Source organism: Jatrophihabitans lederbergiae, assembly GCF_031845305.1.
Taxonomy (GTDB): Bacteria; Actinomycetota; Actinomycetes; order Mycobacteriales; family Jatrophihabitantaceae; genus Jatrophihabitans_A; species Jatrophihabitans_A lederbergiae.
Genome location: NZ_JAVREH010000009.1, coordinates 82,173 through 106,809, shown reverse-complemented (window position 1 = coordinate 106,809; position 24,637 = coordinate 82,173). Strand labels below are relative to the sequence as shown.

General features: G+C 67.2%; 21 protein-coding genes and 1 pseudogene. 8 read left to right on the top strand and 14 right to left on the bottom strand.

Features of this window, described 5'->3' with window-relative positions; genetic code table 11:
* Positions 1-8: 8 nt before the first annotated feature.
* The 7 genes and pseudogenes from nhaA to RM423_RS09765 form a co-directional block, all read right to left on the bottom strand.
* The gene (gene nhaA, locus RM423_RS09795) at positions 9-1,412 is read right to left on the bottom strand and encodes a Na+/H+ antiporter NhaA (RefSeq protein WP_311422839.1); all 1,404 of its coding nucleotides are present in this window, start codon (positions 1,410-1,412) and stop codon (positions 9-11) included.
* A gap of 86 nt (positions 1,413-1,498) precedes the next feature.
* Positions 1,499-1,726 (bottom strand): annotated as a pseudogene (locus RM423_RS09790) (SulP family inorganic anion transporter); the annotation flags it as partial.
* On the bottom strand, positions 1,726-2,745 hold the full coding sequence (locus tag RM423_RS09785; RefSeq protein WP_311422837.1) for a family 43 glycosylhydrolase: 1,020 nt from the start codon (positions 2,743-2,745) through the stop codon (positions 1,726-1,728). The gene RM423_RS09785 and the pseudogene RM423_RS09790, both read right to left, overlap by 1 nt.
* A 106-nt stretch (positions 2,746-2,851) precedes the next feature.
* A complete protein-coding gene (locus RM423_RS09780) occupies positions 2,852-3,808 on the bottom strand; it encodes a glycoside hydrolase family 43 protein (RefSeq protein WP_311422836.1) in 957 nt (318 codons plus the stop codon).
* Between the two features lie 114 nt (positions 3,809-3,922).
* A complete protein-coding gene (locus RM423_RS09775) occupies positions 3,923-4,843 on the bottom strand; it encodes a carbohydrate ABC transporter permease (protein ID WP_311422835.1) in 921 nt (306 codons plus the stop codon).
* A 1-nt stretch (position 4,844) separates the two neighbouring features.
* Complete coding sequence (locus RM423_RS09770; RefSeq protein WP_311422834.1) at positions 4,845-5,789, bottom strand: carbohydrate ABC transporter permease; 945 nt, start codon at positions 5,787-5,789, stop codon at positions 4,845-4,847.
* A gap of 2 nt (positions 5,790-5,791) precedes the next feature.
* A complete protein-coding gene (locus RM423_RS09765) occupies positions 5,792-7,129 on the bottom strand; it encodes an ABC transporter substrate-binding protein (protein WP_311422833.1) in 1,338 nt (445 codons plus the stop codon).
* Positions 7,130-7,757: 628 nt separating this feature from the next.
* Between RM423_RS09765 and RM423_RS09760 the strand changes: the two genes are divergently transcribed.
* Positions 7,758-9,686: a glycoside hydrolase family 2 protein gene (locus RM423_RS09760; protein WP_311422832.1), complete on the top strand. Its 1,929-nt coding sequence runs from the start codon at positions 7,758-7,760 to the stop codon at positions 9,684-9,686.
* Here the strand turns inward: RM423_RS09760 and glf are convergent.
* From glf to RM423_RS09740, 4 genes are read right to left on the bottom strand one after another with little or no spacing between them, the layout of a single operon-like run.
* On the bottom strand, positions 9,683-10,870 hold the full coding sequence (glf, locus tag RM423_RS09755; RefSeq protein ID WP_311422831.1) for a UDP-galactopyranose mutase: 1,188 nt from the start codon (positions 10,868-10,870) through the stop codon (positions 9,683-9,685). The two genes, RM423_RS09760 and glf, sit on opposite strands and share 4 nt — an antisense overlap.
* Positions 10,867-11,166 (bottom strand): hypothetical protein, encoded by a 300-nt coding sequence (locus RM423_RS09750; protein ID WP_311422830.1) that lies wholly within the window; start codon positions 11,164-11,166, stop codon positions 10,867-10,869. The genes glf and RM423_RS09750 overlap by 4 nt, the downstream gene beginning before the upstream one ends.
* On the bottom strand, positions 11,163-12,326 hold the full coding sequence (locus RM423_RS09745; protein ID WP_311422829.1) for a glycosyltransferase: 1,164 nt from the start codon (positions 12,324-12,326) through the stop codon (positions 11,163-11,165). The genes RM423_RS09750 and RM423_RS09745 overlap by 4 nt, the downstream gene beginning before the upstream one ends.
* A complete protein-coding gene (locus RM423_RS09740; protein WP_311422828.1) occupies positions 12,323-13,669 on the bottom strand; it encodes a glycoside hydrolase 5 family protein in 1,347 nt (448 codons plus the stop codon). Before RM423_RS09740 ends, RM423_RS09745 begins: the two co-directional genes overlap by 4 nt.
* A gap of 223 nt (positions 13,670-13,892) precedes the next feature.
* On the opposite strand from RM423_RS09740, the gene RM423_RS09735 reads away from it, so the two are divergent.
* On the top strand, positions 13,893-14,069 hold the full coding sequence (locus tag RM423_RS09735; protein WP_311422827.1) for a hypothetical protein: 177 nt from the start codon (positions 13,893-13,895) through the stop codon (positions 14,067-14,069).
* A gap of 427 nt (positions 14,070-14,496) precedes the next feature.
* On the opposite strand, the gene RM423_RS09730 is transcribed toward RM423_RS09735, so the two are convergent.
* Positions 14,497-14,916, bottom strand: a complete 420-nt coding sequence (locus RM423_RS09730; RefSeq protein WP_311422826.1) for a hypothetical protein — start codon at positions 14,914-14,916, stop codon at positions 14,497-14,499.
* Between the two features lie 360 nt (positions 14,917-15,276).
* Between RM423_RS09730 and RM423_RS09725 the strand changes: the two genes are divergently transcribed.
* Entirely contained in the window at positions 15,277-15,558 is a 282-nt protein-coding gene (locus tag RM423_RS09725) for a hypothetical protein (RefSeq protein WP_311422825.1), read from the top strand.
* 20 nt (positions 15,559-15,578) lie between these two features.
* Here the strand turns inward: RM423_RS09725 and RM423_RS09720 are convergent, their stop codons facing one another.
* Complete coding sequence (locus tag RM423_RS09720; RefSeq protein WP_311422824.1) at positions 15,579-16,661, bottom strand: Gfo/Idh/MocA family protein; 1,083 nt, start codon at positions 16,659-16,661, stop codon at positions 15,579-15,581.
* Between the two features lie 63 nt (positions 16,662-16,724).
* A complete protein-coding gene (locus tag RM423_RS09715) occupies positions 16,725-17,666 on the bottom strand; it encodes a proline iminopeptidase-family hydrolase (RefSeq protein WP_311422823.1) in 942 nt (313 codons plus the stop codon).
* Between the two features lie 318 nt (positions 17,667-17,984).
* Between RM423_RS09715 and RM423_RS09710 the strand changes: the two genes are divergently transcribed.
* The 5 genes from RM423_RS09710 to RM423_RS09690 are packed head-to-tail and all read left to right on the top strand — an operon-like array spanning position 17,985 to position 24,621.
* On the top strand, positions 17,985-19,670 hold the full coding sequence (locus tag RM423_RS09710; protein ID WP_311422822.1) for an ABC transporter substrate-binding protein: 1,686 nt from the start codon (positions 17,985-17,987) through the stop codon (positions 19,668-19,670).
* 2 nt (positions 19,671-19,672) lie between these two features.
* Entirely contained in the window at positions 19,673-20,605 is a 933-nt protein-coding gene (locus RM423_RS09705) for an ABC transporter permease (RefSeq protein ID WP_311422821.1), read from the top strand.
* Positions 20,606-20,657: 52 nt separating this feature from the next.
* A complete protein-coding gene (locus RM423_RS09700; RefSeq protein WP_311422820.1) occupies positions 20,658-21,602 on the top strand; it encodes an ABC transporter permease in 945 nt (314 codons plus the stop codon).
* Positions 21,599-23,701, top strand: a complete 2,103-nt coding sequence (locus RM423_RS09695; protein ID WP_311422819.1) for an ABC transporter ATP-binding protein — start codon at positions 21,599-21,601, stop codon at positions 23,699-23,701. Before RM423_RS09700 ends, RM423_RS09695 begins: the two co-directional genes overlap by 4 nt.
* Positions 23,698-24,621 (top strand): acetamidase/formamidase family protein, encoded by a 924-nt coding sequence (locus RM423_RS09690; RefSeq protein WP_311422818.1) that lies wholly within the window; start codon positions 23,698-23,700, stop codon positions 24,619-24,621. Before RM423_RS09695 ends, RM423_RS09690 begins: the two co-directional genes overlap by 4 nt.
* Positions 24,622-24,637: the final 16 nt, after the last annotated feature.

Genomic DNA, 24,637 nt, shown 5'->3' with positions numbered 1-24,637 from the left:
CCGGGAACTCAGCCGGGCAGCAGCGTCGGGTCGAGCCAGGGTCCGGTCGGCAGCGCCGGCGGTTCCACCTCGTCGATGCTGCACAGCGGCAGCCGCTCGCCGAGGTAGCGCAGCAGCACCGAGCCGAGCGCCGCCGCGAGCACGGAACCGGCCAGCACCCCGATCTTGGCGTCCCGGCGCAGCACCTCGTCGGTAAGGGCGAGGTCGGTGATGAACAGCGAGATCGTGAAGCCGATGCCCGCCAGGACCGCGCCACCGAGAAGGTGACCGTAGCGGACCCTCCCCGGCAGGTCGCCCAGGCCGCTGCGCAGCGCCACCCAGGTCATCGCGGAGATCCCGATGGCGTTGCCGGCGAGCAGACCCACGATGACGCCCATCGTCATGCCGGACGTTGCCGCCGAGCGCAACGCGTGGCCGTTGAGCAGCACCCCCGCGTTGGCGAGCCCGAAGACCGGCACCACGACGAACGCGCTGACCGGGTGCAAGGCGTTCTGCAGCCGGTCGTTGGCGGGAACCGTGGCGCGTGCCGCGGCCGCCGCGAGCCGCGCGGTCACCGGATCGGCCCGCTCGATTGCGGCCTTGCCGTAGAACCGAACGCGATCCCCTTGCGCCACGTCCACCCGGGCCGCGGGTACCAGCAGGCCGATCAGCACGCCGGCGAGGGTGGGATGCAGTCCGGAGGCGTACACCGCGCACCAGAGCGCGAGGCCCACCAGGATGTAGGGCTGTAGCTGCCACACCCGCGCCCAGCGCAGGAAGGCGAGGGCGAGGAACAGCACCAGCACGGCCACCAGCGCGGGAGCCGAGACTTTCGGCGTGTAGAAGAAGGCCATCACCACGATCGCGCCGATGTCGTCGACGATCGCCAGGGTGAGCAGGAACAGCCTCAGCTGGTCGGGGCATCGCGGGCCGAACAGCGCGAGGATGCCGATCAGGAACGCGGTGTCGGTGGACATCGGAATGCCCCAGCCGGTCGTGGCCGGGCCGCTGTGCTCGAACGCCAGGTACAGCAGGGCCGGCAGTACCAGGCCACCGACCGCGCCGAGCGCCGGCACCACCACCGTGCGCCGGTTGCGCAGCTCGCCGACCGTCACCTCGCGGCTGATCTCCAAGCCGACCACCAGGAAGAACACCGCCATCGCGGCATCGTTGACCCAGTGCCGCAGATCCAGCGAGGTGGACCACGTCCCGACCCGGAACAGCGTCTGGGTGCTCCAGAAGGCCTCGTACCGAGCACCAGGAATGTTCGCCCACGCCACGGCCGCGACGGTGGCAGCGAGGAGCAACACCGCGCTGCCGGCCTCATTGGCCAGGAATCGCAGCATGGTGGGGGAGACGTAGGACCTTGGCAGGCTGATCCGTGCTGCCGGGCCGGGCCGGGTCGGAACGCCGATGGTGTCCTCGCTGGTCATCGCCTCGCCTTTCCAAGCCGACCCAGTGGCCCGGTGCCCTACCGCGCCTGTCCGGTGCCCTACCGTACGGCTTCCTCCGTGGCTGGAGCTGAGCTGACCACCCCGCAGACCACCACCAGGATCAGTAGGAACACGCCGGCGAGGAAAGTGGAAAGCCGGGTCCGCGCACCGGACTTGATGTTGATCATCGTCTGGCCGATCATCGCGCAGCCGCCCATGCCGCCGAAGAAGCCGGTCACGATGTTGGCGATTCCCTGGCCCCACGACTCCCGGTTCTTGTTGGATCCGGTATCGGGGAGATCGTCCACCAGCCTCAAAGCTGCTGATCGGCCGCCAACCGGGGCAGGTCGGTATCGGCGTCCCATTCCAGGGCGATGATGCCGAATTGTCTCGGCGCCGACGGCTCGGTCCGAAAGTGATAGCACATGAAGGTCTGCCCGTCGCTCACGAGAACGCTGCAGTGGCCGGGTCCGAACAGCCCGTCCGCCGGACGCGGCCCCAGCAGGCTGCGCTCCGGAGTCGGGCTCAGGTCGGACCAGGAGCCATCAGAGCCGGCGGCCGCGATGCCCACGCCGTAGAAGTCGTTGAAATTGCCACCGCTGTACAACACCACCTCCCGGCCACGCGGCGACGTGAGCACAGCCGGGCCCTCGATGGTCGACCACCGGACCGTTTCCGAGTCCTCCCAGCGCACGCCGGGAATGTCCTTCCACGGCATCGAGCGCTTCGGGTCGAAAACCTGCCAGGGTGCTGAGGGGCGCGCGACCACGACGGGGTCGGATTCCAGCCGTCGCAGGTTCCGGCTGATCCGGGCGCGGACTATGCCGGTTCCGTAGGGCTCGTCGGTGACGAAGTCGACGGCGAAGTACAGCCAACTGGTTCCCTCGGGCGTGACGTACACGTCCGGATCGATGGCGAAGTCGAGCTGCGGTGTCAGCACCTCACCGGAGTCGGCGAACGGGCCGGCCGGCGAGGTGCTGTCCGCCCGGCGCAACCGATGGCCCTGGTGACCCTCGGTCTCACCGGTCCCGTCGGCTCTCGAGTAGAGCATCACCCAGGGCCGGTCGAGGCCCTCGACGAACCGGACGCAGGGTGCCCAGCACCACCGGTCGGCGTCGACGCCGGGGTGGCTCTCGCCGACCCGCCGCCAGCCGGCGGGGTCCAGCAGGCTGTTCGACCCGTACACCGGAAACCCCGGCGCGGTGACGTAGACATAGAAGCGGTACGGAACCTCGGCGCGGTAGAGCTCGGGCACCTCGAGCAGAAACGGGTCCCCCTGGTCTACGGCTGGTTCTGGACAGAGGGCGACACCCAGTGCCGCGATGGTTGTCATGTAGGGCTCTCCGATCGGGGCACGATGGGGCGCCGGAGCGCCGGTCGTGCCGCGGGGTGAGGTCGCGCGCCGCTGTCACAGCGCGGGCGGGTCGAGGGCTGGCGGGTCAGCTCGGCTGGTGAACCGAGGGCAGGCCGTTGTGCCAGACCAACGGCTCGAGCCACAGCTGGCGACCGGGAGAGGACGAGCCGATGGCCGATGGCTGCCAGGCATGGAAGAACATCACACTCGACCCATCCTTCAGATTCAGGACGTAGCAATGCCCGGGACCGGCAGCCGCCCCGTCCGAGGCAAGCAAAGGGCTGGTCGAGCGATCGGTGCACGGACCGGTCGGCCCCTGGCAGCTGGCGTATCCGACGGCGTACTTGTCGGAGGCGTAGTCGTTGGCCGAGTAGAACAGGAAGTACCGTCCGCCGTGACTGACCATCTCGGGCGCCTCGATGAGATTGCCCTGCCAGCCTCGGGTGTTGGAGAGCAGGGCCACCGGGGAGCCCCTGACGCTGCCGGCGTCCGGCGCCAGTTGCTGTACCCACAGCTGCACCGGCTTGTCACAGCAGTTGCCGTCGTTCTTCCAGTACAAATAGAGGTTGCCGTTGGCGGCCCGCACCGGATTCGGGTCGATGGAGCCGCCCAGGCCGGTCTGGCAGATCAGCGCCGCCGATCGCGTGTCGGTGAACGGGCCGCTGGGCTCGGCCGATTCTGCCCGTCCGATGCACTGCTTGCCGGACTTGTTGTCGTGCGCGACGTAGAACATCACGTACCTGCCGGACAGTGCCACCACCTCGGGCGCCCAGGTGCTTCCCGTGCTGGCCCACGTGCCCACGTTCGGCAGCGCGTCCGCCGCGGTGGTCCAGGTCGTGAGGTCGGGGGAGGTGAGCACCTGGATGTTGGACCCGCCGCCCTGCGTCCCGTAGGCGTAGTACCGCGTGCCTGCCTGGATCACCGCCGGATCGGGAAAGTCCTGGTCATATACCGGGTTGGAATAGCGTTTGCCCAGCACAGAGTTGGACGAACCCGCTGCCGGTGCCGGTGCCGGTGCCGATCCCGAAGTCGAAGCCGACATGCCCGCACTGCCTGAGTTGGCCGACTGGGACGCCGGCTGGGAGGTGCCGCCGCAGCCGGTAAGTAGGGCTGCCAGGGCTCCCGCGAGCACGGCTGGTTGGAGTCGCAAGCGAACTCAGCCCTTCAGGCCACTGCGCGAGACGCTCTCGATGACCTGCCGCTGCGCGATGATGAACAGAATGATCACCGGGACACTGGCGACCACGGCTCCGGCCATGATGATCGGATAGTCCACCGTCGCGGCGTTCTGCAGTTTCGCCAGGCCAGACGGCAGCGTCAGCTTGTTCGGACTGAACAGCACGTACACCGGCCACAGGAAGTCGTTCCAGTTGGTGAGGAACGACAGCACCGCCAGGGTGGACAGCGCCGGCTTCGACAGCGGCAGGATCACCGTGGTAAAGATCCGCCACTGGTTGGCCCCGTCGATGATCGCCGCCTCTTCCAGCTCCTTGGGCAGCGTGGAGAAGAACTGCCTCAGGAAGAACACCCCGAAGGCGCCACCGGCACTGGGAACGATGATCGCCCACAGCGAGTCCAGCCAGCCCAGCTTGCTGACGATCAGGAAGTTGGGGATCAGGAACACGAAGGCGGGCAGGAAGATCGTCGTGATGACCGTCCCGAAGATGAGCTTCTTACCGGGAAAGTCCAGTCGTGCCAGCGCGTAGGCGGCCGCGGCGTCGACCGCGACGATCAGGATGGAGTTCGCCGCCGCCGCCACGATGCTGTTGAGGAACCACCGCAGCACCGGGTTCGCCGAGCCGGAGCCGAACAGCGTCCGGTAAGAGCCGATGTCCCACGGCCGCGGTATCCAGGACAGCGGCAACCTCGTCGCGTCCTCGTGCGTCTTGAACGAGGTGCTGATCATCCACAGCAGCGGTGCCAGGAAGATGACGGTCAGCACTATCAGCATCAGCCAGAAGAGCACCTGACCGAGCGGCGTCTTGGCGGCCGGCTGCCGGGGGGCCTGCTCGGTCCCGGGCTCATTCGGATCCGGCTCGATGTCCGCCGCGGAACTACCGGATGCAAGGGTCGTCATGTCAGTCCTTCTCCCGGAACAGTCTGAAGTTCAGCAAGCTGATGCCGATCAGGATGATGGCGACGATGTAACTCATGGCGGCCGCGATGCCCTGCCGGTATTGCTGCAGGCCGACCTGGGAGATGTAGAAGATCGCCGTCCGGGTCGTGTTGTCCGGTGCGCCCTTGGTGATCAGGAACGACTGCCCGAACATGTTGGCCGAGGCCAGCAGGGTCAGCGTGAGCACGAACAGCAGAACCGGGCGCAAACCTGGCAGCGTGATGTTGCGAAACTTGTCCCAGTTGGTGGCGCCGTCCACCTCGGCTGCCTCGTACAGCTCCGGCGAGATGTCCTGCAGGCCGGCCAGGTAGATGATGGCGTTGAAGCCCAGCGTCCACCAGACCGTCATGCCGACGAGGCCGACCCACGCCCACGGCACCTGGGTGGTCCACGGGGTGGTGCCGCTGAACCCGATCATGCCGAGGTAGTAGTTCAGCAGGCCGATGGTCGGGTCGAGCAGGAACCGGAACAGCACACCGACCACAGCCACACCGAGGACGTACGGCGTGAAGAAGATCGCCCGGAACAAGGTGCGTCCCGGAAACTTCCGGTTCAGCACGACGGCAATGGCCAGCGGGATCACGACCAGCAGCGGAACGCTGAAGATCGTGAAGATCGCCGTCGCGCGCATGCTCTTCCAGAAGTCGGCCCCGTCCCGCGAGCCGGACTTGAACAGGTCGAGGTAGTTCTGGAAACCCACCCATGGCTGGTGCGGCAGCAGGTAGTCGTAGTCGTGCAGGCTGATCCAGATGCCGTAGATCGCCGGCAGGATGATGAACCCGATGAACAGCACGCCGTACGGAGCGAGAAAGAGGTACGGCGTCGCCCAGCCGCTGCGGCGGATGCGCCGGGCAGAGGTGCTGCTGCCCGTCGCCGCCGTCGCCGTTCGTGCCTCGGTGGCCGTCATGATCAGCCGTACTTCTTCTTGTTCTGAGCCAGGATCTGCGATGCCTTGTTCGCCGCGGAATGCAGCGCGGCGGCCGGGTCGGACTTGCCCAGCACCGCTGCGTTGACCGCGTCGTACATCGCCGTCATCGCGTCACCGACACCCGCGACCGCCGGCGGGAAATGCACGTCGGGCACCTCGTCGGCGAACGGCTTGAGACCGGGGATGGAGGTGAAGTCGGTGCTCGCGGCCAGCTTGTTCTCGGCGGGCACCTTGCCGCTCTTGGCCCAGTCGGCCTCGTGCTTGGTGAACCAGCTGACGAAGTAAGCCGCAGCCGACACCTTGTTGGCGTCGTTGCCCTGGGTGCGGGGGAGCACGAACTGGTGCGAGTTGCCCCAGACGCCGCCCTTCTCACCGATCTTGGGAAGCGCCGCGAGGCCGATGTGGGTATTGGTGAGCTTGGTGACCTCGTTGACCTGCCAGATGCCTTGCCAGTTCAGCGCGTTCTTGCTGTTCTTCAGAGCGACGTAGTCCGCATCCTGGCCGACGTTCTTCGGGCTGTAGCCGTGCTTGACCAGGTCGGTCATCCAGGTCAGCGCCGAGATGCCGGCGTCGGAGTCCCACGTTGCCTTCGTGACGTCGCTGTTGAAGAGGTCGCCGCCGAACTGCCACAGCAGTGACTGGTACATGAGACCACCGGTGAACTGGAACGGGCTGACCCAACTGCCCGCGATGCCCTTTGATTTCAGCTTGTCCAGGGCGTTCATGTACTCGTCCTTGTTCGTCGGCGGCTTCTCCGGGTCCAGGCCGGCCTTCTCGAACAGGTCCTTGTTGTAGAACAGGCCCAGGCAGTGGACGTCCACCGGAATTCCGTAGCGCTTGCCGTTGTACATACCGCCCTGCCACACCGCCGGCGCGAAGTTCGACTGGTTCAGCTGCAGGTTGTTCGCCACCGCGTCGATCGGCACGATCACACGCTGTGCCGCCTGGGTAGGGATGTCGTCGATGTGCATGGCGGCGATGTCCGGGCCGTTGCCGCTGGTCACCGCGGCCGGCATCTTCTGGAAGAGGTCCGCCCACTGGAAGACGTTCATGTTCACCTTGACGTTCGGCGTCGCGGCGTTGAACTCGTTGATCATCTTCTTGGCATAGTCGCCGTCGGCGCCGGTCCAGCCATTCCAGAAGGACAGCGTCACCTTCGGACCGGTGTAGGAACCACCGGCGGCGGCACCGGTCGGACCACCGGCGGCACCAGGCGGCTTGCTCTGCCCGCCGCATGCCGCCAGCGCCAGCGCACCGCCCAGCGTGCCGGCAGCGCCGAGGAAGCCCCGGCGGGACAACGGAACGGTGAACTCATTCATCGGGTCTCCTTGGTGGAAAGAAGGGCCGGCGGCCGGATCGGTCGGGTGCCCTCGTTCTGTTGAGTTGGAACCACACATCTGCCGTGCGATGCCGCGCGCGGACCGGAGCCGGTGAGCGCTGGCGGCGGGCCGGGGCGAACAGCGACAGCGGGCCGACGGTCCCGCCGTCGCGCGGATCGCGGTCGTCTCGACCAAGTGGGCAATGGTCGGAGTTGACCATGACAGCGGATGCTGCCCGCCTCGTTCGTCGAAGGTAGTTGCGACACCCACGGCAACACCGTCGACACCCCATTGGTATCAAGCTGTGCCCGGGCCCGGCGAGCGCTTGTCTGCTTTGCCAGGTGCGGCACGTCGCCACGCGACGGTCGCCGTCCAGCCGACGTTCCACTGCGCTCCCGTCACGGGTGACGCCTTTCTCTTAGGTTGGCCCCTGGTTCTACAACGTTGAACATCCGCTTGTAAAGGGTTGGAAACAGAAGCGTGCTCTGATCTTGATCTACGCTGGCGCTACTGTGCTCGCAACCCGTCCGGCGAGAACTGATCCGGCGCGTCGGATACCGGCACGCGCCTGCGTGGCCGCCTCCGTGCCGATTCGGCAGGCCGTGGTCGTGGCGCTAGCGTTTGCACGGTGACCGCGCAAACCCCCACGGCCCCGCACCCACGCCCCCAACTGACGCGCGAGCGCTGGTTCAACCTGTCCGGACAGTGGCAGTTCTGCTATGACGACCGGGACGTCGGCCTGGACCGACGCTGGCACGAGTCGTGGGACCCTTCGGCAGGCGTCGTGGAGCGGACCATCGTGGTTCCGTTTCCTCCCGAGTCGGCAGCCAGTGGTATCGGTGACACCGGCTACCACCGGGTGCTCTGGTACCGCCGTACCTTTATCGCTCCGCACGCTCCTGGTGAGCGGCTGCTGCTGCACTTCGGCGCGGTGGACTACTCGGCACAGGTGTGGGTGAACGGGCACCTGGTGGCAGAGCACCGCGGCGGCCACACGCCGTTCAGCGCCGACGTCACCGGCGTCCTCGCGGACTCGGCCGACCAGGTCGTGGTCGTCCGAGCCGTGGATGACCCGCACGACCTCGAGCAGCCGCGTGGCAAGCAGGACTGGCAGGAGAAGCCGCACGCGATCTGGTACGAGCGCACCAGCGGCATCTGGAAAACGGTGTGGCTCGAGCCGGTGCCCGCAACCCGGGTCGAGCAGCTGCGTTGGACGCCGGATCTCGAGAGCGCCATGCTCACCCTCGATGTCCGGCTGAACCGGGTTCCCGAACGGGCGCTGCGGCTGCGGCTGCTGCTGACCCACGAGGGCGAGACCCTCGCCGACAGCGTCGTGTCGATGACCCGGGACCGCGCGACCATCAGTGTGCGGCTCCAGCAGGCCGACATGACGCTGGAACGCCAGCGCATGCTCTGGTCACCTGAGACGCCCAACCTCTTCGACGCCGAGATCAGCCTGTACGGCAACCCCGCGCCGGACGGCTCCACCGCCGGCGAGGCGGGAGAACTGCTGGATGCCGTCTTCAGCTACACCGCGATGCGCAGCATCGCCGCGTCGGACAACCGGATCCTGCTCAACGGCCGGCCGTACTTCCTGCGGCTGGTGCTGGACCAGTGCTACTGGACGGAGTCGCATCTGGCCATGCCCGACCCGGACGCTGCCCGCCGTGATGTGGAGCTGGTGCGTTCGCTGGGCTTCAACGGTGTCCGGCTGCACCAGAAGACCGCCGACCCGAGCTTCCTGTACTGGTGTGACCGGCTGGGCCTGCTCGTCTGGGCCGAGATGCCCGCCGCCTACGAGTTCACCTCGCGTGCCGTGCAGCGGGTGACACACGAGTGGCTGGAGGTGCAGCGCCGTGACTACAGCCACCCCTGCATCATCGCCTGGGTTCCGGTCAACGAGAGCTGGGGCGTGCCGAACCTGGCTACCTCGTCACCGCAGCGCGACTTCGTAACCGCGCTGTATCACCTGACGAAAGCGCTCGATCCCACCCGGCTCGTCATCGGCAACGACGGCTGGGAGCAGATCGTCACCGACGTCATCACCGTGCACGACTACACCGCACACGCCGAGGTGCTCCGGCAGCGCTACGGCAGCAACGCCGGGGTCAGCGACACCCTGCAAGAGGTGCAGCCCGGGTACCGCAGCGTGCTGCTGCCGGGGATGACCCGCGACGGCCACCCGCTGATGATCACCGAGTTCGGTGGCATCTCCTACGACGCCGAGGACGGTCCGTCCTGGCACGGCTACTCGGTGGTGCATTCCACGGAGGACCTGATCCGGCGCTATCGAGGCCTCGTCGACGCATTGCTGGACGCGCCCGCGGTCGCCGGCTTCTGCTACACCCAGTTCACCGACACCCTGCAGGAGAAGAACGGCCTGGTCGGCGCCGACCGCAAGCCCAAGGCCGACCCTGCCGTGCTCCGGGCGATCACCCGGCGACCGTCGGCCGCTGTTCCGGCGGACGAGATCGGCTCGTTCGAGTACGGCGATTACCCGTCGACGGTGATGACCCCGCCGTCTCCCACGGTCGACTTCCCTGAGCGGTTGAGCTAGTTCCGCAACCGCGGGGCCAGCTCGTTGTCGACCATTGAGAAGGCCGACGCGATGGCCATGTGCATGTCGAGGTACTTGTACGTGCCGAGCCGACCGCCGAAGTACACGTCCGGCTCGGCGGCGGCACGGGCCCGGTAGCGGGCCAGCACGGAGCGGTCCCGCTCGGTGTTCACCGGGTAGTAAGGCTCGTCCGCGCGACCGGCCTCCCGGGAGTACTCCCGCACGATGACCGTGCGGTCCTGCGGATAGGACGCCCGCTCCGGGTGAAAGTGCCGGAACTCGTGGATGCGGGTCCACGGCACGTCCGAGTCGGCGTAGTTCATGACCGGCGTGCCCTGGAAGTCGCCCACGTCGAGCACCTCCTGCTCGAAGTCGAGCGTGCGCCAGCCGAGCTCACCCTCGGCGTATCCGAAGTACCGGTCGATGGGGCCGGTGTAGACCACCGGGGTGCCGGGCCGCAGCTGCGAGCGAACGTCGAAGAAGTCGGTGCCCAGCCACACCGAGATTCCCGGGGTGTCGGCCATCCGCTGCAACCAGGCGGTGTACCCGTCGGTCGGCAGGCCCTCGTACTTGTCGTTGAAGTACCGGTTGTCGAAGTTGTAGCGCACCGGAAGCCGGCTGATCACGTCGGCCGGCAACTGGCGGGGGTCGGTTTGCCATTGCTTCTCGGTGTATCCCCTCACGAAGGCTTCGTAGAGCGGCCGGCCGATCAGCGCGATGGCCTTCTCTTCGAGGTTGTCGGCACTGGAGGCGTCGATCTCCGCGGCCTGTTGCCGGATCAGCTCCCGCGCATCGGATGGTGTGAGGTGCTCACCGAAGTACTCGCAGATCGTCGCCAGGTTTATCGGCATTGGATAGACGCGGCTCTTGCTGATGGTGAAGACCCGGTGCTGGTAACCGGTGAACGTGGTGAAGCGGTTGACGTAGTCCCACACCCGCTCATTGGACGTGTGAAACAGGTGAGCGCCGTAGCGGTGAATCTCGATGCCGGTGCTCGGTTCGATCTCGGAATAGGCGTTTCCACCCAGGTGATTACGGGATTCGAGCACGAGCACCCGGAGGCCGAACTCGCTCGCCACCCGCTCCGCGACGGTGAGGCCGAAGAACCCCGAGCCGACCACGACCAGATCGTGCGCGGGTAACCGCTCGGCGGCCTGCTGGCTGGAGCGCACCGTCGAGGTCACGGGTTCAGCTCCTGGGCGGTCTCGCAGGGGGCGGGCACCGCGCAGGTGGGGCAGCGGCCGTCCACGTCGCCGGTGATCGGGTGTATACGCAGGGCATTGAAGATCCTGCTGAGCAGTGGCGCCCGCAGGAACGGCGTCGCGGACGAGACGGCAGCCTCGGCAAGGATCGGCACACCGTGCCCGGTCAGCCGCAGCGCCCCCAGGGCGGCATCCTGCATTCCGTGGCCGGCTGCGATCACCCCTTGCAGGTGGGCAGATTCGAGCTCGCTCGTCAGAACGGTGGGGGATGCGCTCACGCCGATACTCCCTCGTCATCGGAGCTGTAGTCCGCTGTGTGCCCGTGCTCGTCCAGCAGGTCAGCCATCGAGCCGGCGATGTAGTCCCACTCCTGGCGCGCCTGGATCGGTCGCAGCCGATGGTCGCGCTCGGACAGCCGGTGGGTCACCACCTCGCGGCAGGCCTCCGCGAACTCCGCGCCGTTGTCGGCGAAGTGCACGATGTCGGCATAGTCGGCGACGACGTCGGCGATCCGGGTGGAGACCACCGGCAGGCCTGCCGCGAGGTACTCCAGCGTCTTGGTCGGGCTGATCGCGCGGGTCGCCTCGTTCAGAGCAAAGGGCATCAGCCCGACGTCGAAGCCGGCCATCACCCGCGGCAGGCTGTCGTAGGGAACCTGGCCGGCGTAGTGGATGTTGTCGGCTTGCGGCAGCGCGGCCTCGTCGATCTTGGCCAAGGGGCCGACGATCTGCACGGACCAGTCCGGCAGTGCCGCGGCCATCGCCTCGAGAATGGCGAGGTCGAGCCGCTCGTCGATGACTCCGACGTAGCCCGCGACCTTACGCGTACGGGATGCGCGCAGCCCACGGGAGATCGCATAGTGGGTGCTCTCGACGCCGCTGGGAAACAGGTGCACGCCGTCGCGGCGCTGGTTGAGCATCGACCGGTGCAGCGACCGTCCACCGGTGAACACGATGTCGGCGGCGCTCAGCAGTCGACGCTGGCGCAGCCGGAGCCCCTCCGGCGCGTACCGGAAGGCGGACAGGTCGTCCATCACGTCGTAGACCAGGCGACCGCCCGGCAGCTGCCGCGCGATGTCGTACGCCATCGGCGTGTACAGCCAGAGGTCCGGGGCCGGGGCGCATCCCTGCTCGGCAAGCAACTCCGACAGCAGAGTGCCGTAGGTCGACGCCCGCGGATCGGTGAAACTGATGGAGCCGGTGGGATCGTTGACCCCCGGGACCTCCAACCACACGCGGGTGATCCCGTCGGTCCGCTCCGAGCGGATGGATGCCTGCTCGACATCACCGGCGAGGGGTTCCTCGACGAACCAGGTCTGGGCGCCGGACTCCCTACGCTGCTCGGCGAACCGCGAGACGAGGTGCTGCGGGCGCTGCCAGACCCACGGCCAGCGCAGATGTGACAGCACTACCAGATCCGGCTGGGACTGCGTATTCATGACGACCTCCTGGTCAACGACGACGGAACCGAAATGGCGGCGGTGGCGGAGTCCTCGGGTGGGTCCTGCCACGGCCAGTGCTCCAGTTGGGCGACGACGCCGCTCAGCAGCGCGTCGCACGGGGGTTGGAAGCGATACGCGGGCAGGTCGGCCGCCGTCGCCCCGGCGGCGACCTTCTCCCAGGCATCGGTGAAAACCGTCCGCCGCCGAGCCAGGGTTGCCGGGTCGATGGCGTACACCCCGACCGGATCGACCCGTCCGGCGGTGCGTGCGAGCAGCGAGTCCCAGTCGGAGGAATCCACCTGGGGAAACCAGCAGAAGCCGTGCAGCGCAATGCCCCGGTCGAGGGCGAGCTCGTACTGTTCCAGGACGTAGCGCAGCCACGAGACCTGATCGGACGGCTGGCCGCGGAGGTTCGTCTCGGTCAGCATCATCGGCAGCCCGTACCGGTCGGCGTAGTGCTGGGCGACGGCGGCGAAGCCGACCGGGTGCGGCGAGGGGGCGCGTGCCCCGGTCTCGTCGTAGTACCACTCGGAGTGGCAGTAGTAGTCCAGGCCGAGCACGTCCACCCGCAGCGGTGTCAGCTCCGTCAGCGGGCCACCACCGGCCCGGAGGAACTCGGCCAGGAACGGGCGGGACGGATCGAGGTCGTGCCCCAGCATCAGGTCGAGAAAGAGGTGGCGCCTGTCGTTGGCCAGGGCCACGTACTCCGCCGATGCCGGTGAGCCGGCGTGGTGTTCCGCGGTATCCACCCAGACGTGGCGGGCCTGCGGCAGCAGCTCCGCCCAGCACTCGGCGGCCCTGCTGATCGCGGGCAGCACCGAGCTGGCCAGCCGCACGAGCCCGCGCATGCCCCGGTCATACGGCGGCCACAGCGCCTGGTGCCCGGCGAGGAACAGCGTCGCGAACGGCTCGTTGAACAGCGTGTACGCCGGCAGCCAGGGATACCTGTTCGCCACCGCCTCGGCAAAGTCGACAAGAGCCGGCCCGAAGTCGGCGCCGCGGAAGCCGTCACTCAGCCAGTCCGGATAGCTGGTGTGGTGGACGAGATCGATGATGGGCACAGCCTCGGCCGCACGCAGGTGCCCGAGGACCCGGTCCGTCTCCGACCAGTCGAAGCGTCCGCGCTCCGGTTGGATCGTCGGCCACCGGAGCGGGTAGCGCAGGTGCCGGACACCCGCTGAGAGCAGGTCGTCGAGGTCTGCCTGCCAGCTCCGCGAATGGCCTGTCACCTCGACGAGATCCGTGCCGTAACCAGGCAGATAGGTGCTCTCGAAACCTGCCACCACGGTGCTACCGATCGGGGGCAACGGAAAAGGACCGGCCAAGCCAGCGTTGTGCATTACAGCTCCACATAATGGGCGCCGACGAACCGGCATCCCAGGAAAGCGCTGCCGCACTGCGTCAGCGACACTGGGCTGCGGGTTCAGCCATGGTCACGTACAACATCTGAACGCGTCGGTACCGGTGGTTGCGGTGTGTCGCGCTGTGCCGTCGTACGGACCCATGTTCGTAACCGGAGTGTAGCCGACTCCGCGGTCCTGCGGCCGGCCGCTGGTGCGACTGTTGGAGCAGCCGGTCCGCGCGTGCGACCGGGCGCCGGCCGAGTTCGTCTATCACTTGGTGTTCCGCAACGCCCCTGAGGAGCGCCCGCTATCGGACGAGGAATGGGCCGGCGTGTGCACCGAGGCGATGAGCCGGACCGGTATCGCCCGTAGCGCAGTGTCGCGCCCGTGCCCGTAGCAGCGGTAGTGACACCGCCGCAGCCGCGCAGTGCGCCGGCCTCGCGGCGATGTCGTTCGCGAGTAAGCCGCGGAAGGCCCGTCCGTACAAGGCCACACCCGCGGTCCGAGATTCAGGTAGGGCCGCCGCTCGAGGCGCGCCTCTGATGTCACATGCCTCGGCTGGGAGGTGCAGCAGCGAGTACTTGCCGGCACCACGACGGTTTGGCTCAGGTGGCAGGCATTTCTTCCAGCTCGGAGCGCGCGTGGACTTCTGTGCCAGCGGTGGGAAAGCGAACTACGACGCCACCCTGCGTTTGGTTATGAGGGCTGTCATTGAGGAGCATGACGACGGTGCCGACGGGATCCTCGGGGTGGTCGGTCGGTCCCTTTACGCGCACTCGCGTACCGATCCTGAGCGGCTGTGCTGCGGTGTGCATGCTAGTAGGTTAGTCGCGGGCGCAGCCTGTGGGGCCTACGTGGCCTGCCACGTAGTAGGCGGTGATGATTCCTTTCGGACCGTAATTGGTCCCGCTGTAGGTGTAATCGTTGTCGTCGAGCAGCACGCACATGGTGCGGGCTATCCCTCCTGTACCGGTAAATTGGTACGTCGCGAGTCGGCCGTTGGCGAACGGGATCGAACCGCCGACTCCGTTCACCCAATTGTCCATGGCCCGTTGCCAGTACAACTGCGCCACTGAGTCGGTCGGGTGATTCGCCGTATTACGGGTACTTCCCCCAATCTGGATGTGCGTCCACCCAAAGCTGCTGGTTCCCGTGCGAACGACGTTCTGATACCAGTCGTTCGAGGTGTTCGCGTAGGTCTTGACGATGTGGCTAGCTCCGGGACCCGAGCGGGCCGTAGTCATTGGATGCACGGATGCCGCCGCGGTGCTGCCCTCGGCTGCTGCTGCTGCGTTCGCGGACGTCGATGACCGCCTCGCGCAGCGCGAACACGTCCAGCTCGCTGTAGCCGATGCCGCGACCGCTCAGCCCGGCCGTGCCGACCCGCTCGGTCAGGTAGGCCGGCTCCGAGGAGTCGGCGTACTGCCCGGTGACAGGTAATCCCCCACCATCCGGCTGCTGATCGGACTGGTGCGTGCCGGGCCGCTGAATGGGTAAGAAAGGCCATAGCGATCAAGGGGGAGCGGGCGTAACCTCAGCGCCATGCACGATGCCGGGTGTACCGGCTACGGCGCGTGGACATTATGTGACATCGAGGTGCCGTCATGACCGCAAGCTCGCAGTCCGGAGCCGCCCGCGGAAGCTCAAGTCCTCCCGCCGGAGCCGCCGACGCTTCCGCCACCCCCGCCGACTACTACGCCGACCTGGTCGAGCAGCTCTTCTCCGAGTACGAGTCGGCGCTGTCCCTGTCCCGCATAGTCACGGTGGTCAACCAGTGCAGGCATGACCTCGCGGGCAGTCCCGCCACCGCCATGCCAGAATTGCTGGATCGCTTGGCGCGTTGCCGGTTGTCCGCGCTCGCCGAGGAGGCGACGGAGCAGCGGTAGCCCAAGCTCGGCGCCGGCCGTCAGCTGCTCCAGGCCTCGACTTCCGTGCGCACCGTGCGTCCGGAGGCGATCGCCTCATCGATGGCCAGCCCGACGAGGTGGTCCTGGCAGGCCTGCGCGAGCGGGTACGGCGCGGGGCCCTCGTCGCGTGCCCAGGCCGCGGTCGCGCTCATCATGCTGGCGATCGCGATCTCCTCGTCCATCAGGCGAAGCCCGGCGTAGGGATTGCGGTACACGACCTCACCGTCGAAGCTGATGTGCTCGGTGTCGTAGCCGTCGAGGTTGAGGTCATAACCCAACTGCGACCGAACCAGCGAGGACCGAACGATGGAACGCGGCGCCGTCAGCCGAATCACGGTGTCGTCGGCGATCTCGCCCAGGCTGCCCCGAATCAGAATCCGCCGCAGCCGCAACTGGTTGTGCCACTGGTTGTCGGTGAAGTCGTAGAGCCCGCTCCGGCCGTCGCCGAAGTCGATCGTGGCCAGCACGGTGCCGGCCTGCTTCGGGGCCTCGTCGTCGGTCCAGCCGTCGCGGGACAGCGGGTCGACGAGCGGCGCGGTGAACCGGACGCCGGCCACCTCCGCCGGTCCGAATCCGACACCGAGCAGTCCGCGCATCAGGGACACCGCGTGATAGCCGTGCGTCGATGAGACGTGCACCGAGCCCGGCTGGCCGATCACGCCCCGGTCCACCAGTTCGCGGCGAGCGGCGTGGCCGGGCAGCCGGAGGTACTGCTCGGCCACCTGCACCGCGTCACGGCCGCCGACCCGGTCCCACAGCGAGCGGAGCGCGGGCGCGTCCGGGGCCGGCGGTGTCTCGCACAGCACCCGGGTGCCACCCTCGACCAGCGCGGTGATCACCTCGGGGTTGGCCGCCCACGGCACGCTGCTGACCACCAGATCCGGATGCTGCCCGGCGACCAGCTCAGCCGGCGATGAGTAGGTGGCGATTCCCCAGGTACGGCGAACCCGCTCGGCCACCTCCGCGCGGCGGGCGGTCGCCCCGACCAGCGTGAACTGCTCCGGAAGCATCGCCGCGAGCCGAAGGAAGAACTCGGCGCGCCAACCGGTACCGACCACCGCGATGGAACTGGGTCCGCTCATGGCCCCAGTGTGGCAGCCGACCGGAGGCCACCGGTGGTCACCGGTGGTTATCGCATGCCGGGATCAGGCCGGGTTCTCGCCGTCGGGCTCGGCGCCGTCCAGGAACGCCTCGACGACGGCGAGGTAGCGCTCGGTCTCCTCGACGTGCGGCATGTGGCTGGACTCGGCGAAGACCCGCCAGCGCGAGTCGGGGATCAGGTCGAAGAACGGCTGGACGGCGACCGGCGTCGCCTCGTCGTACCGACCGGAGATGATCAGGGTCGGCACGGTGATCCGCGGGAGTCGATCCACCACGGTCCAGGACTTCAGGGACCCGACGACGTGGAACTCACTGGGGCCGTTCATGGTGTGATAAACGGTCGGATCGTCCTCGATCGCCGCGAAGCTGGCGGCGACCTCGGGCGGATTAGGAACGACCCGGCAGACGTGGCGGTCATAGAAGACCTGCATCGCCCGCAGGTACTCGGCCGAGTCTGTGGTGCCCGCCTCTTCGTGCTCGCGCAGGGTCTGATCGACCTCGGTGGGCAACTCGGCACGGAGCGCGGCTGCCGCCACGCTCCACAGCGGCATCGAGGCAGGCGAGTCGGCGATGATGAGGCGCTGGAGACCGGCTGGCCGGCGGACGGCGAATTCGGCACCCAGCATTCCGCCCCAGGACTGGCCCAGCAGGTGGTAGGCGGCGCCGATTCCCAGTCCTGCCAGCAGATTCTCGAGTTCTGCGACGAACAGGTCCGCCGTCCAGTAACTCGGGTCCGCCTGCGGCAGGTGACTGGACCTGCCGTTGCCGATCTGGTCGTAGTGGATGACCGGGCGCCCGCTGCGCGCCAGCGCGGTGAGCCGCAACAGGTAGTCGTGGGTGCAGCCGGGGCCGCCGTGCGCCACCACGAGCGGAACCATCGGGCTGTCGAGGTCACCGGTGATCCGGTACCAGGTCTTGGACCCGTCGAAGTCGACGGTGCCTTCGCGGTCAGCCGGAAGGATCTGGTCGAGCTGCTGTGTGGACATGGAGTTCCGCGCTCCTCGGGGTAGGTCCGCGGCCACCTCGCGTGGTCGCCGGCTGAGCAGGACCCTAGCAACGACCACCGGCCGCCGTCAGGTCCTCGCCAGGGACATCGGCGAATCGTTTAGCCCTATTCCCGCTGCACAATCTGCCATCCGCATAACGTAAAGCCCAATTGTCCGGGCCTGTGGGTAACTAACATTTTCTTCTGGAAAGTGGCCGTTGATTAGTGACCTACGGAGCCGTACCGTGCTCGTGTATACAGTAGACCGGATCATTTCAGGTTCGGTTCACCGTTCGATCGGACCCGGAGGAACCTGCCGATGAACGACGTCCCAGCGCAGCTGCCGAGCTTTGTGCTCATGCCCGACACCACCGGAGCCGAAGTGCCACAAGGCATCTCACGGCGCAGCATCCTGGGTGTCGGCGCGTCCGTCGCCGCGGCGACCTTGCTCGCCGCCTGTGGTGGTGGCAAGGGCGCCGGCGGCAGCACCGGCAGCAAGAGCAGCACCCTCACAGTCGGCATCCCCTCGACGCCGGACACCCTCGATCCCGGTGCCACCGGGCTCGCACTCACGCTTCTGATGGCATTCACGATGTTCGATCCGCTGGTGTGGTGGTTGCCCGACGGCAGCAACGGCGCGAAATTCGTCCCTGGTCTGGCCACGAGTTACTCCGTCAACAAGGACGCGACGGTCTTCAATTTCAAGCTGCGCAAGGACGTCACGTTCCACGACGGGACGAAGTTCGACGCGACCGCGGTGAAGGCCACCTTTGACCACGTCGTCGACCCCGCGACGAAGTCGAAGAGCGGTCTGGGCGCACTCGGGCCGTACAAAGAGACGCAGATCGTCAGCCCGTACGAGGTCAACATCGTGTTCAGCTCGCCCAACGCAAGCTTCCTGCACCAACAGGCGGCCGGCAACTTCGGCATCGCGTCGCCCACGGCGCTGTCCAAGTACGGCGCCGTTGGCTTCGGCAATCACCCCGTGGGCACCGGACCGTTCAAGTTCAGCAGGTATGTCTCAGGTGATCGGCTTACTGTCGTCCGCAATCCCGACTACAAGTGGGGCCCGTCCGATCTCGGGACGGCCGGTCCGCCGGCCCTGGAGTCAGTCATCTTCCGCGTGATCACCGATGACAGCGGTCGCTACAACGGCCTGCAGTCCGGCCAGACTCAGGTCGCGATGAACCTGCCGCCCAACACCATCAACGTTGCCAAGGCCAAGTACGACCAGCTGACCGTGCCTTCGATCGGCACGCCCATCGGCCTGATGATCAACGTGACCAAGGAGCCCACCGACGACCCCAAGGTCCGGCAGGCGATCCTTTACGCCGTCGATCAGGAGACGCTGGTGAAAAGCGTGCTGTTCGGCACGAGCACGGCTGCGCACGGCGTGCTCACCCCGACCACTCCCGGCTACAGCAAGCCCGGCGCAGCGCTCTACTCCTATGACCCGGACAAGGCGAATGCACTGTTGGACTCGGCCGGCTGGGTCAAGGGATCCGACGGCACTCGCAGCAAGAACGGTAAGAAGCTGCAGCTGGAGATCCTGCTCTACAGCGGCGCGGGAATGGAGCTGCCGACCCAATTCGTTGTCTCCCAACTGGCCAAGGTCGGCTTTGCCGCGAACACGTCGGTGCAACCCTTCGCCACCGCACAGGGATCTTTCAACAACGGCGTGCACAACCTCGGTTCGTTCGGCTACTTCGGCATGGACCCCTACCTGCTCAACATCTGGGTCAACTCCAACGCGATCAAGACCGGCTTCAACTGGTCCCATTACACCAACAAGGCCATCGACGCCGAGATCGCCAAGGCCAACGCCACGGCTGATGACACTGCCCGTAACGCGATGTATACCGACATCGGCACCAAGCTCATGCAGGACGGGGTCTTCCTGCCGCTGTACGACGTCACCTTCGCGTTCACCATGTCGAAGAAGTTGTCGGGCGTGAAGACCACGCTCAACGGCTACGTGCTTTTCCACGGCGCAAAGCTCGGCTGACCATGGGCTTCATACTGCGGCGACTGGCAGCCGCGATTCCCGTTCTGCTGGGCATCACGATCATCGCGTTCTTGCTGATTCACATGCTTCCAGGCGATCCGGCCAAGGTCATCCTGTTCGGCTCGAATGCCTCTCCCGAGCAGATCGCCGCCCTGCGTCAGTCGTTGGGCCTCAATGATCCGCTCTTGAGCCAGTACCTGCAGTTTCTCACCCAGCTGCTGCATGGCAACCTGGGCACCTCTTACCTGACCCAGCAGTCAGTGGCCCACGAGTTGCTGTCCAGGACGCCAAGCACGTTGATCCTGACCGGAGCGGCCATGCTGGTCGCGATCGTGATCGGCGTGCCACTCGGGCTCATCGCGGGCATGCGGCCGAACTCGCTGGCCGACCGCCTCGCCCGTGGGGCGTCGTTTCTCGGTGTGGCCGTGCCCTACTTCTTCCTCGCACTGCTGCTGGTGCTGCTGTTCAGCGTCAAGCTCAATGTGCTGCCGGCCATCGACGACGGCACCGGCAAGGCGTTGATCATCCCGGCCGTCTCCCTCGGTTGGGGGTACGCCGCGATCCTCACCCGGTTGATCCGCGGACGGGTGATCGATGAGTACCGCAGCGACTACATCAAGTCGGCGCGGGCCAGGGGTTGTTCGGAGTGGCGCGTGCTGCTGCGACACGGGGCCCGCAACTCGGCCATCCCGGCAATCACCACGATCGGCCTGCAGTTCGGCAACATCCTCACCGGAGCGGCCATCACCGAGGTCATCTTCGGCCGGGCGGGGTTGGGCAGCTTCCTGGCCGCGTCGATCAGTGACAAGAACATCCCGGTGGTGCAGGGGTCGGTCGTGCTCATCGGGCTCGGCTACGTGCTGATCAACCTGATCGTCGATCTGATCGTCGGGGCCGTCGATCCGCGCACCCGTCTCGCTACGGCGGCAGCATGACCAGCGCCGCGCGGCGATCTGCCGCGAGCCCCCAGTTCGCAAGGAGCATCCAGTGACAGCGACGACAACCGCGACAATCATCCCGACAGTCAGGCTGGAACACACCGGGGGCGGCGGCGGTGGCCGCACCCGTCGCATGATCGGGCTGATCGTGGTCGCCCTGCTGGTGCTGACGATTCTGGTCGTCATGGTCCTGCCCGGCGCGGTGGCACGCACCAACCCGATCACCACCGGCGTCGAGGTCCTCCAGGCGCCCAGCGGCTCGCACTGGTTCGGCACCGATCAGCTGGGCCGGGATGTGTTCAGCCGCACTGTCTACGGTGCTCGGCCCGTGCTGGTGGCCAGCGTGCTCGGTGTGCTGCTGGCCACCGTCGCCGGCGTGATCATCGGCATCATCGGCGGCGCGGCGCCGTCCTGGATCCGGGCCGTGGTCATGCGGGTGGTCGACGTGCTGCTGGCACTGCCCGTGCTGCTCATCGCGCTGATCCTGATCGCGACCGTCGGTGCCGGCATTCCCAGCGTGGTGTTTGCCCTCGGAGCCGCGTTCACGCCCGGTTTCGCCCGGGTGGTGGAGTCGTCGGTCCGCCGGCTGCGCTCAGTCGAATACGTCGAGGCCGCCAGGGTATTCGGCTCTACCGGCGTGCGGACGTCGTTGCGCCACCTGCTGCCCAACTTGATCACCGAGGTCGTGGTGCTGGTAAGCAGTGCCGTCGGCTGGGCCATCCTGACCGCCACCACTCTCAGCTTCCTCGGCCTCGGTGTGCGATTGCCCGCAGCGGACTGGGGCAGCGACCTGCACGCCGGGTCGTCCAGCCTATCCACGTCGTGGTGGCTGTCGACCTTTCCCGGGGCGGCGATCACCGTCACCATCCTGATCGCGAACTTCGCCGGCGACTACGTCATGACCGCGCTCGACCCGCGCGGTGGTCGGCGCGCGAAGCACGGGCTACGCGCCTTCATCGGACGCGGTGGCAGCACCACAAAGGAGGACGCATGACCAGCTCGGCCACCTCGGCCCCGGCCGGCCAGCTCAGCCGAAACGCCGGATCAGGCGCTCTGCTCGAGGTCATCGACCTGCAGATGGAGATTCGGACCCGGGAGGCTCGGGTCCGGCCCGTCGACGGCGTGACCTTCTCGATCAACCGGGGCGAAACCGTTGGCCTCGTCGGTGAATCCGGCTCGGGCAAGACGATGACCGGGATGTCGGTGATGCGGCTGCTCCCGCCGGGCGGCTCCATCGTCGGCGGATCACTCCGCTTCGACGGCCGAGAGCTGTCCAGTCTCGATGCGGCCGAGATGCGCGCCCTGCGCGGCAACGACATCGCGATGGTCTTTCAGGACCCGATGACGTCGCTGAACCCGACCCGCACCATCGGCAGCCAGCTGCGCGAGGCCTACCGAATCCATCGCGGCGGCGGCCACGCAGCGGCATCCAGGCGGGCCGAGGAGGTGCTCGGCCTGGTCGGCATGCCCCGGCCCAAGGAGCGGCTGGACGACTACCCGCACCAGTTGTCCGGCGGTATGCGGCAACGAGCGATGATCGCGATCGCTCTGGTGTGCGAGCCGAAAATGCTCATCGCCGACGAGCCGACGACTGCCTTGGACGTCTCGATCCAGCGCCAGATCCTCGAACTTCTCGACGATCTGAAAGAGCGCCTGGACATGGGCATTCTGCTCGTCACCCACGACCTGGGTGTCATTGCCGGCCACGCAGACCGGGTGGTCGTCATGTATGCCGGCCGGGTCGTCGAACAAGCCGGCACGCCGCAGTTGTTCGCCGACCCGCGTCACCGCTACACCGAAGCCCTGTTCGAGTCGATGCCCACCCTCGAACTGGACGCGCGACAGTCGCTCGCGGCGATTCCGGGGACACCTCCGAAGCTGACCGGCTTACCGCCGATGTGCCGCTTCGCCCCGCGCTGCCGGTTCGCCGCGGAGGACTGCCGGACCGAGGACCCGCCGCTCGTCGATGTCGGTGCCAGGCACCTGCACTCCTGCTTTCACCCCCGCTCGGTGGACGTCCTGGACCCGCTGCGGAATGTGGAGCTGGGCCAGCGGGCCGACCGGATGGACACCTCCACCCACGAGCCGTTGCTGGAGATTCTCGACGTGCACAAAGAGTTCGGCCTGCGCAACAGCATGCCGTTCAAACCGAAGCGCCGGGTGCACGCCGTCTCTGGCGTCTCATTGAGTGTGCTGCCCGGCGAGACCCTCGGCATCGTGGGCGAATCCGGCTGCGGCAAGACGACCATCGGACGCATGATCGTGGGCCTGGAGCACCCGACCAGCGGCACAATCGGATTCGACGGCCGGCAGCTGACCGGGATGAGGGGAAGCGAGCTGCGAAGCAGGCGGCGCGACTTGCAGATGATGTTTCAGGACTCATCGGCTGCCCTCGATCCCCGGATGCCGGTCTCGGCCCTGGTCGAGGAACCGCTGGTGGCCCAGCACGTCGGGACGCGGCGCGAACGCAGGGCGACCGTGGCGGAATTGCTCGACGCGGTCGGTCTGCCCGGCGACGCCGCCGACCGCTATGCCCACGAGTTCTCCGGCGGCCAGCGCCAGCGAATAGCGATGGCTCGTGCGCTGGCCTTACGGCCGAAGCTGATCGTGGCCGACGAGCCGGTGTCGGCCTTGGACGTGTCGGTGCAGGCCCAGATCTTGAACCTGATGCGCAAGCTGCAGGACGACTACGGCCTGACCTACGTGGTCATCTCCCACGACCTGTCGCTGCTGAAGTACCTCGCCGATCGCATCGGCGTCATGTACCTGGGAAAGTTGGTTGAGCTGGGCACCAGCGCCGAGGTGTACACCGCCCCGAGACACCCCTACACGGCCGGGTTGATCCAAGCGATCCCGCTGCCGGACCCGACCCTGGAACGGTCCAAGACGAGCGCTGGACTCGGGGGGGAGATCCCGTCGGCAATAGATCCACCCAGCGGATGCCGGTTCCGGACGCGCTGCCCGCTGGCCACCGAGAAGTGCGCCCAGCAAGTGCCCCTGCTGGCCGAGAGCGGCGGACGCCACGCGGTTGCCTGCCATTACCCGCTCGACTCAGGCATAAGCTCCCTCCCCACGCCCAGGACCGCTTCGTGACCGAACACTTTCTGCAGCCGGGCCATGACACCGTTGTCGATGTCTTCGATCCGCACGCGGCGGCCGTCCTCATGGTGGAGCCGGGCGATAGCGTAGAGGTGCGATCCCTGAACGCCCATGGCCACATCGAGCGGCAGACAAAGCCGGGCGAGCAGGTGGCGACGCTGTTACGCGGCTCACGCGGTCACACCCTGACCGGCCCCATCGGCGTTCGCGGCGCTCGGCCCGGGCAGATCCTGGCCGTCCGGCTGCACTCCCTGACGCCGGACGACTGGGGGTTCACAGTATCCGGAGCGAAGGACAACGAGCTCAACCGCCGGCTCGGAATTACCGGCGAGCTGCCGGCGTGGCTGCTCTGGGACCTGGACGTCGAGGCCAAGACCGGGACCGACGATCGAGGGCACACCGTGGCGCTGGCGCCGTTTCTCGGCGTGACGGGCGTCCCGCCGGCCGAGCCCGGCCGGCACTCGACAATCCCACCCCGGACGGTGGGAGGTGGCAACATCGACTGTCGCGAGCTGGTCGCCGGTTCCACTCTGTACCTGCCGGTCACGGTTGCCGACGCGCTGCTGTCCGTTGGCGACGGTCATGCCGCGCAGGGGGACGGCGAGGTCTCCGGAACGGCAATCGAAACCGGGATGACGACCAGGATGACCCTCGATCTGCTCGACGAGGCGGCCATATCCGGCGTCCACGCCGAGACTCCCGCTGGACGGATAACCTTTGGTTTCAATGCCGATCTGAATATCGCCATGACCGACGCCCTTGCGGCCATGGCGGACTGGATGCAATCGATTTACGGTCTCGACCGCTCCACCACCCTCGCTCTGGCCAGCCCGACGGTGAGCTTGCGGGTTACCCAGGTCGCCAACGACACGTGGGGCGTCCACGCACTGCTGCCTGAAGGCGCTATTCGATGACTGGCCGCGGTATGCA

What these genes read in the sequence shown, in the direction of transcription:
- nhaA (WP_311422839.1), bottom strand. Translation starts at nt 1,412, where the DNA reads ATGACCAGCGAGGACACCATCGGCGTTCCGACCCGGCCCGGCCCGGCA.
- RM423_RS09785 (WP_311422837.1), bottom strand. Translation starts at nt 2,745, where the DNA reads ATGACAACCATCGCGGCACTGGGTGTCGCCCTCTGTCCAGAACCAGCC.
- RM423_RS09780 (WP_311422836.1), bottom strand. Translation starts at nt 3,808, where the DNA reads ATGTCGGCTTCGACTTCGGGATCGGCACCGGCACCGGCACCGGCAGCG.
- RM423_RS09775 (WP_311422835.1), bottom strand. Translation starts at nt 4,843, where the DNA reads ATGACGACCCTTGCATCCGGTAGTTCCGCGGCGGACATCGAGCCGGAT.
- RM423_RS09770 (WP_311422834.1), bottom strand. Translation starts at nt 5,789, where the DNA reads ATGACGGCCACCGAGGCACGAACGGCGACGGCGGCGACGGGCAGCAGC.
- RM423_RS09765 (WP_311422833.1), bottom strand. Translation starts at nt 7,129, where the DNA reads ATGAATGAGTTCACCGTTCCGTTGTCCCGCCGGGGCTTCCTCGGCGCT.
- RM423_RS09745 (WP_311422829.1), bottom strand. Translation starts at nt 12,326, where the DNA reads ATGAATACGCAGTCCCAGCCGGATCTGGTAGTGCTGTCACATCTGCGC.
- RM423_RS09740 (WP_311422828.1), bottom strand. Translation starts at nt 13,669, where the DNA reads ATGCACAACGCTGGCTTGGCCGGTCCTTTTCCGTTGCCCCCGATCGGT.
- RM423_RS09730 (WP_311422826.1), bottom strand. Translation starts at nt 14,916, where the DNA reads ATGACTACGGCCCGCTCGGGTCCCGGAGCTAGCCACATCGTCAAGACC.
- RM423_RS09725 (WP_311422825.1), top strand. Translation starts at nt 15,277, where the DNA reads ATGACCGCAAGCTCGCAGTCCGGAGCCGCCCGCGGAAGCTCAAGTCCT.
- RM423_RS09720 (WP_311422824.1), bottom strand. Translation starts at nt 16,661, where the DNA reads ATGAGCGGACCCAGTTCCATCGCGGTGGTCGGTACCGGTTGGCGCGCC.
- RM423_RS09715 (WP_311422823.1), bottom strand. Translation starts at nt 17,666, where the DNA reads ATGTCCACACAGCAGCTCGACCAGATCCTTCCGGCTGACCGCGAAGGC.
- RM423_RS09710 (WP_311422822.1), top strand. Translation starts at nt 17,985, where the DNA reads ATGAACGACGTCCCAGCGCAGCTGCCGAGCTTTGTGCTCATGCCCGAC.
- RM423_RS09705 (WP_311422821.1), top strand. Translation starts at nt 19,673, where the DNA reads ATGGGCTTCATACTGCGGCGACTGGCAGCCGCGATTCCCGTTCTGCTG.
- RM423_RS09695 (WP_311422819.1), top strand. Translation starts at nt 21,599, where the DNA reads ATGACCAGCTCGGCCACCTCGGCCCCGGCCGGCCAGCTCAGCCGAAAC.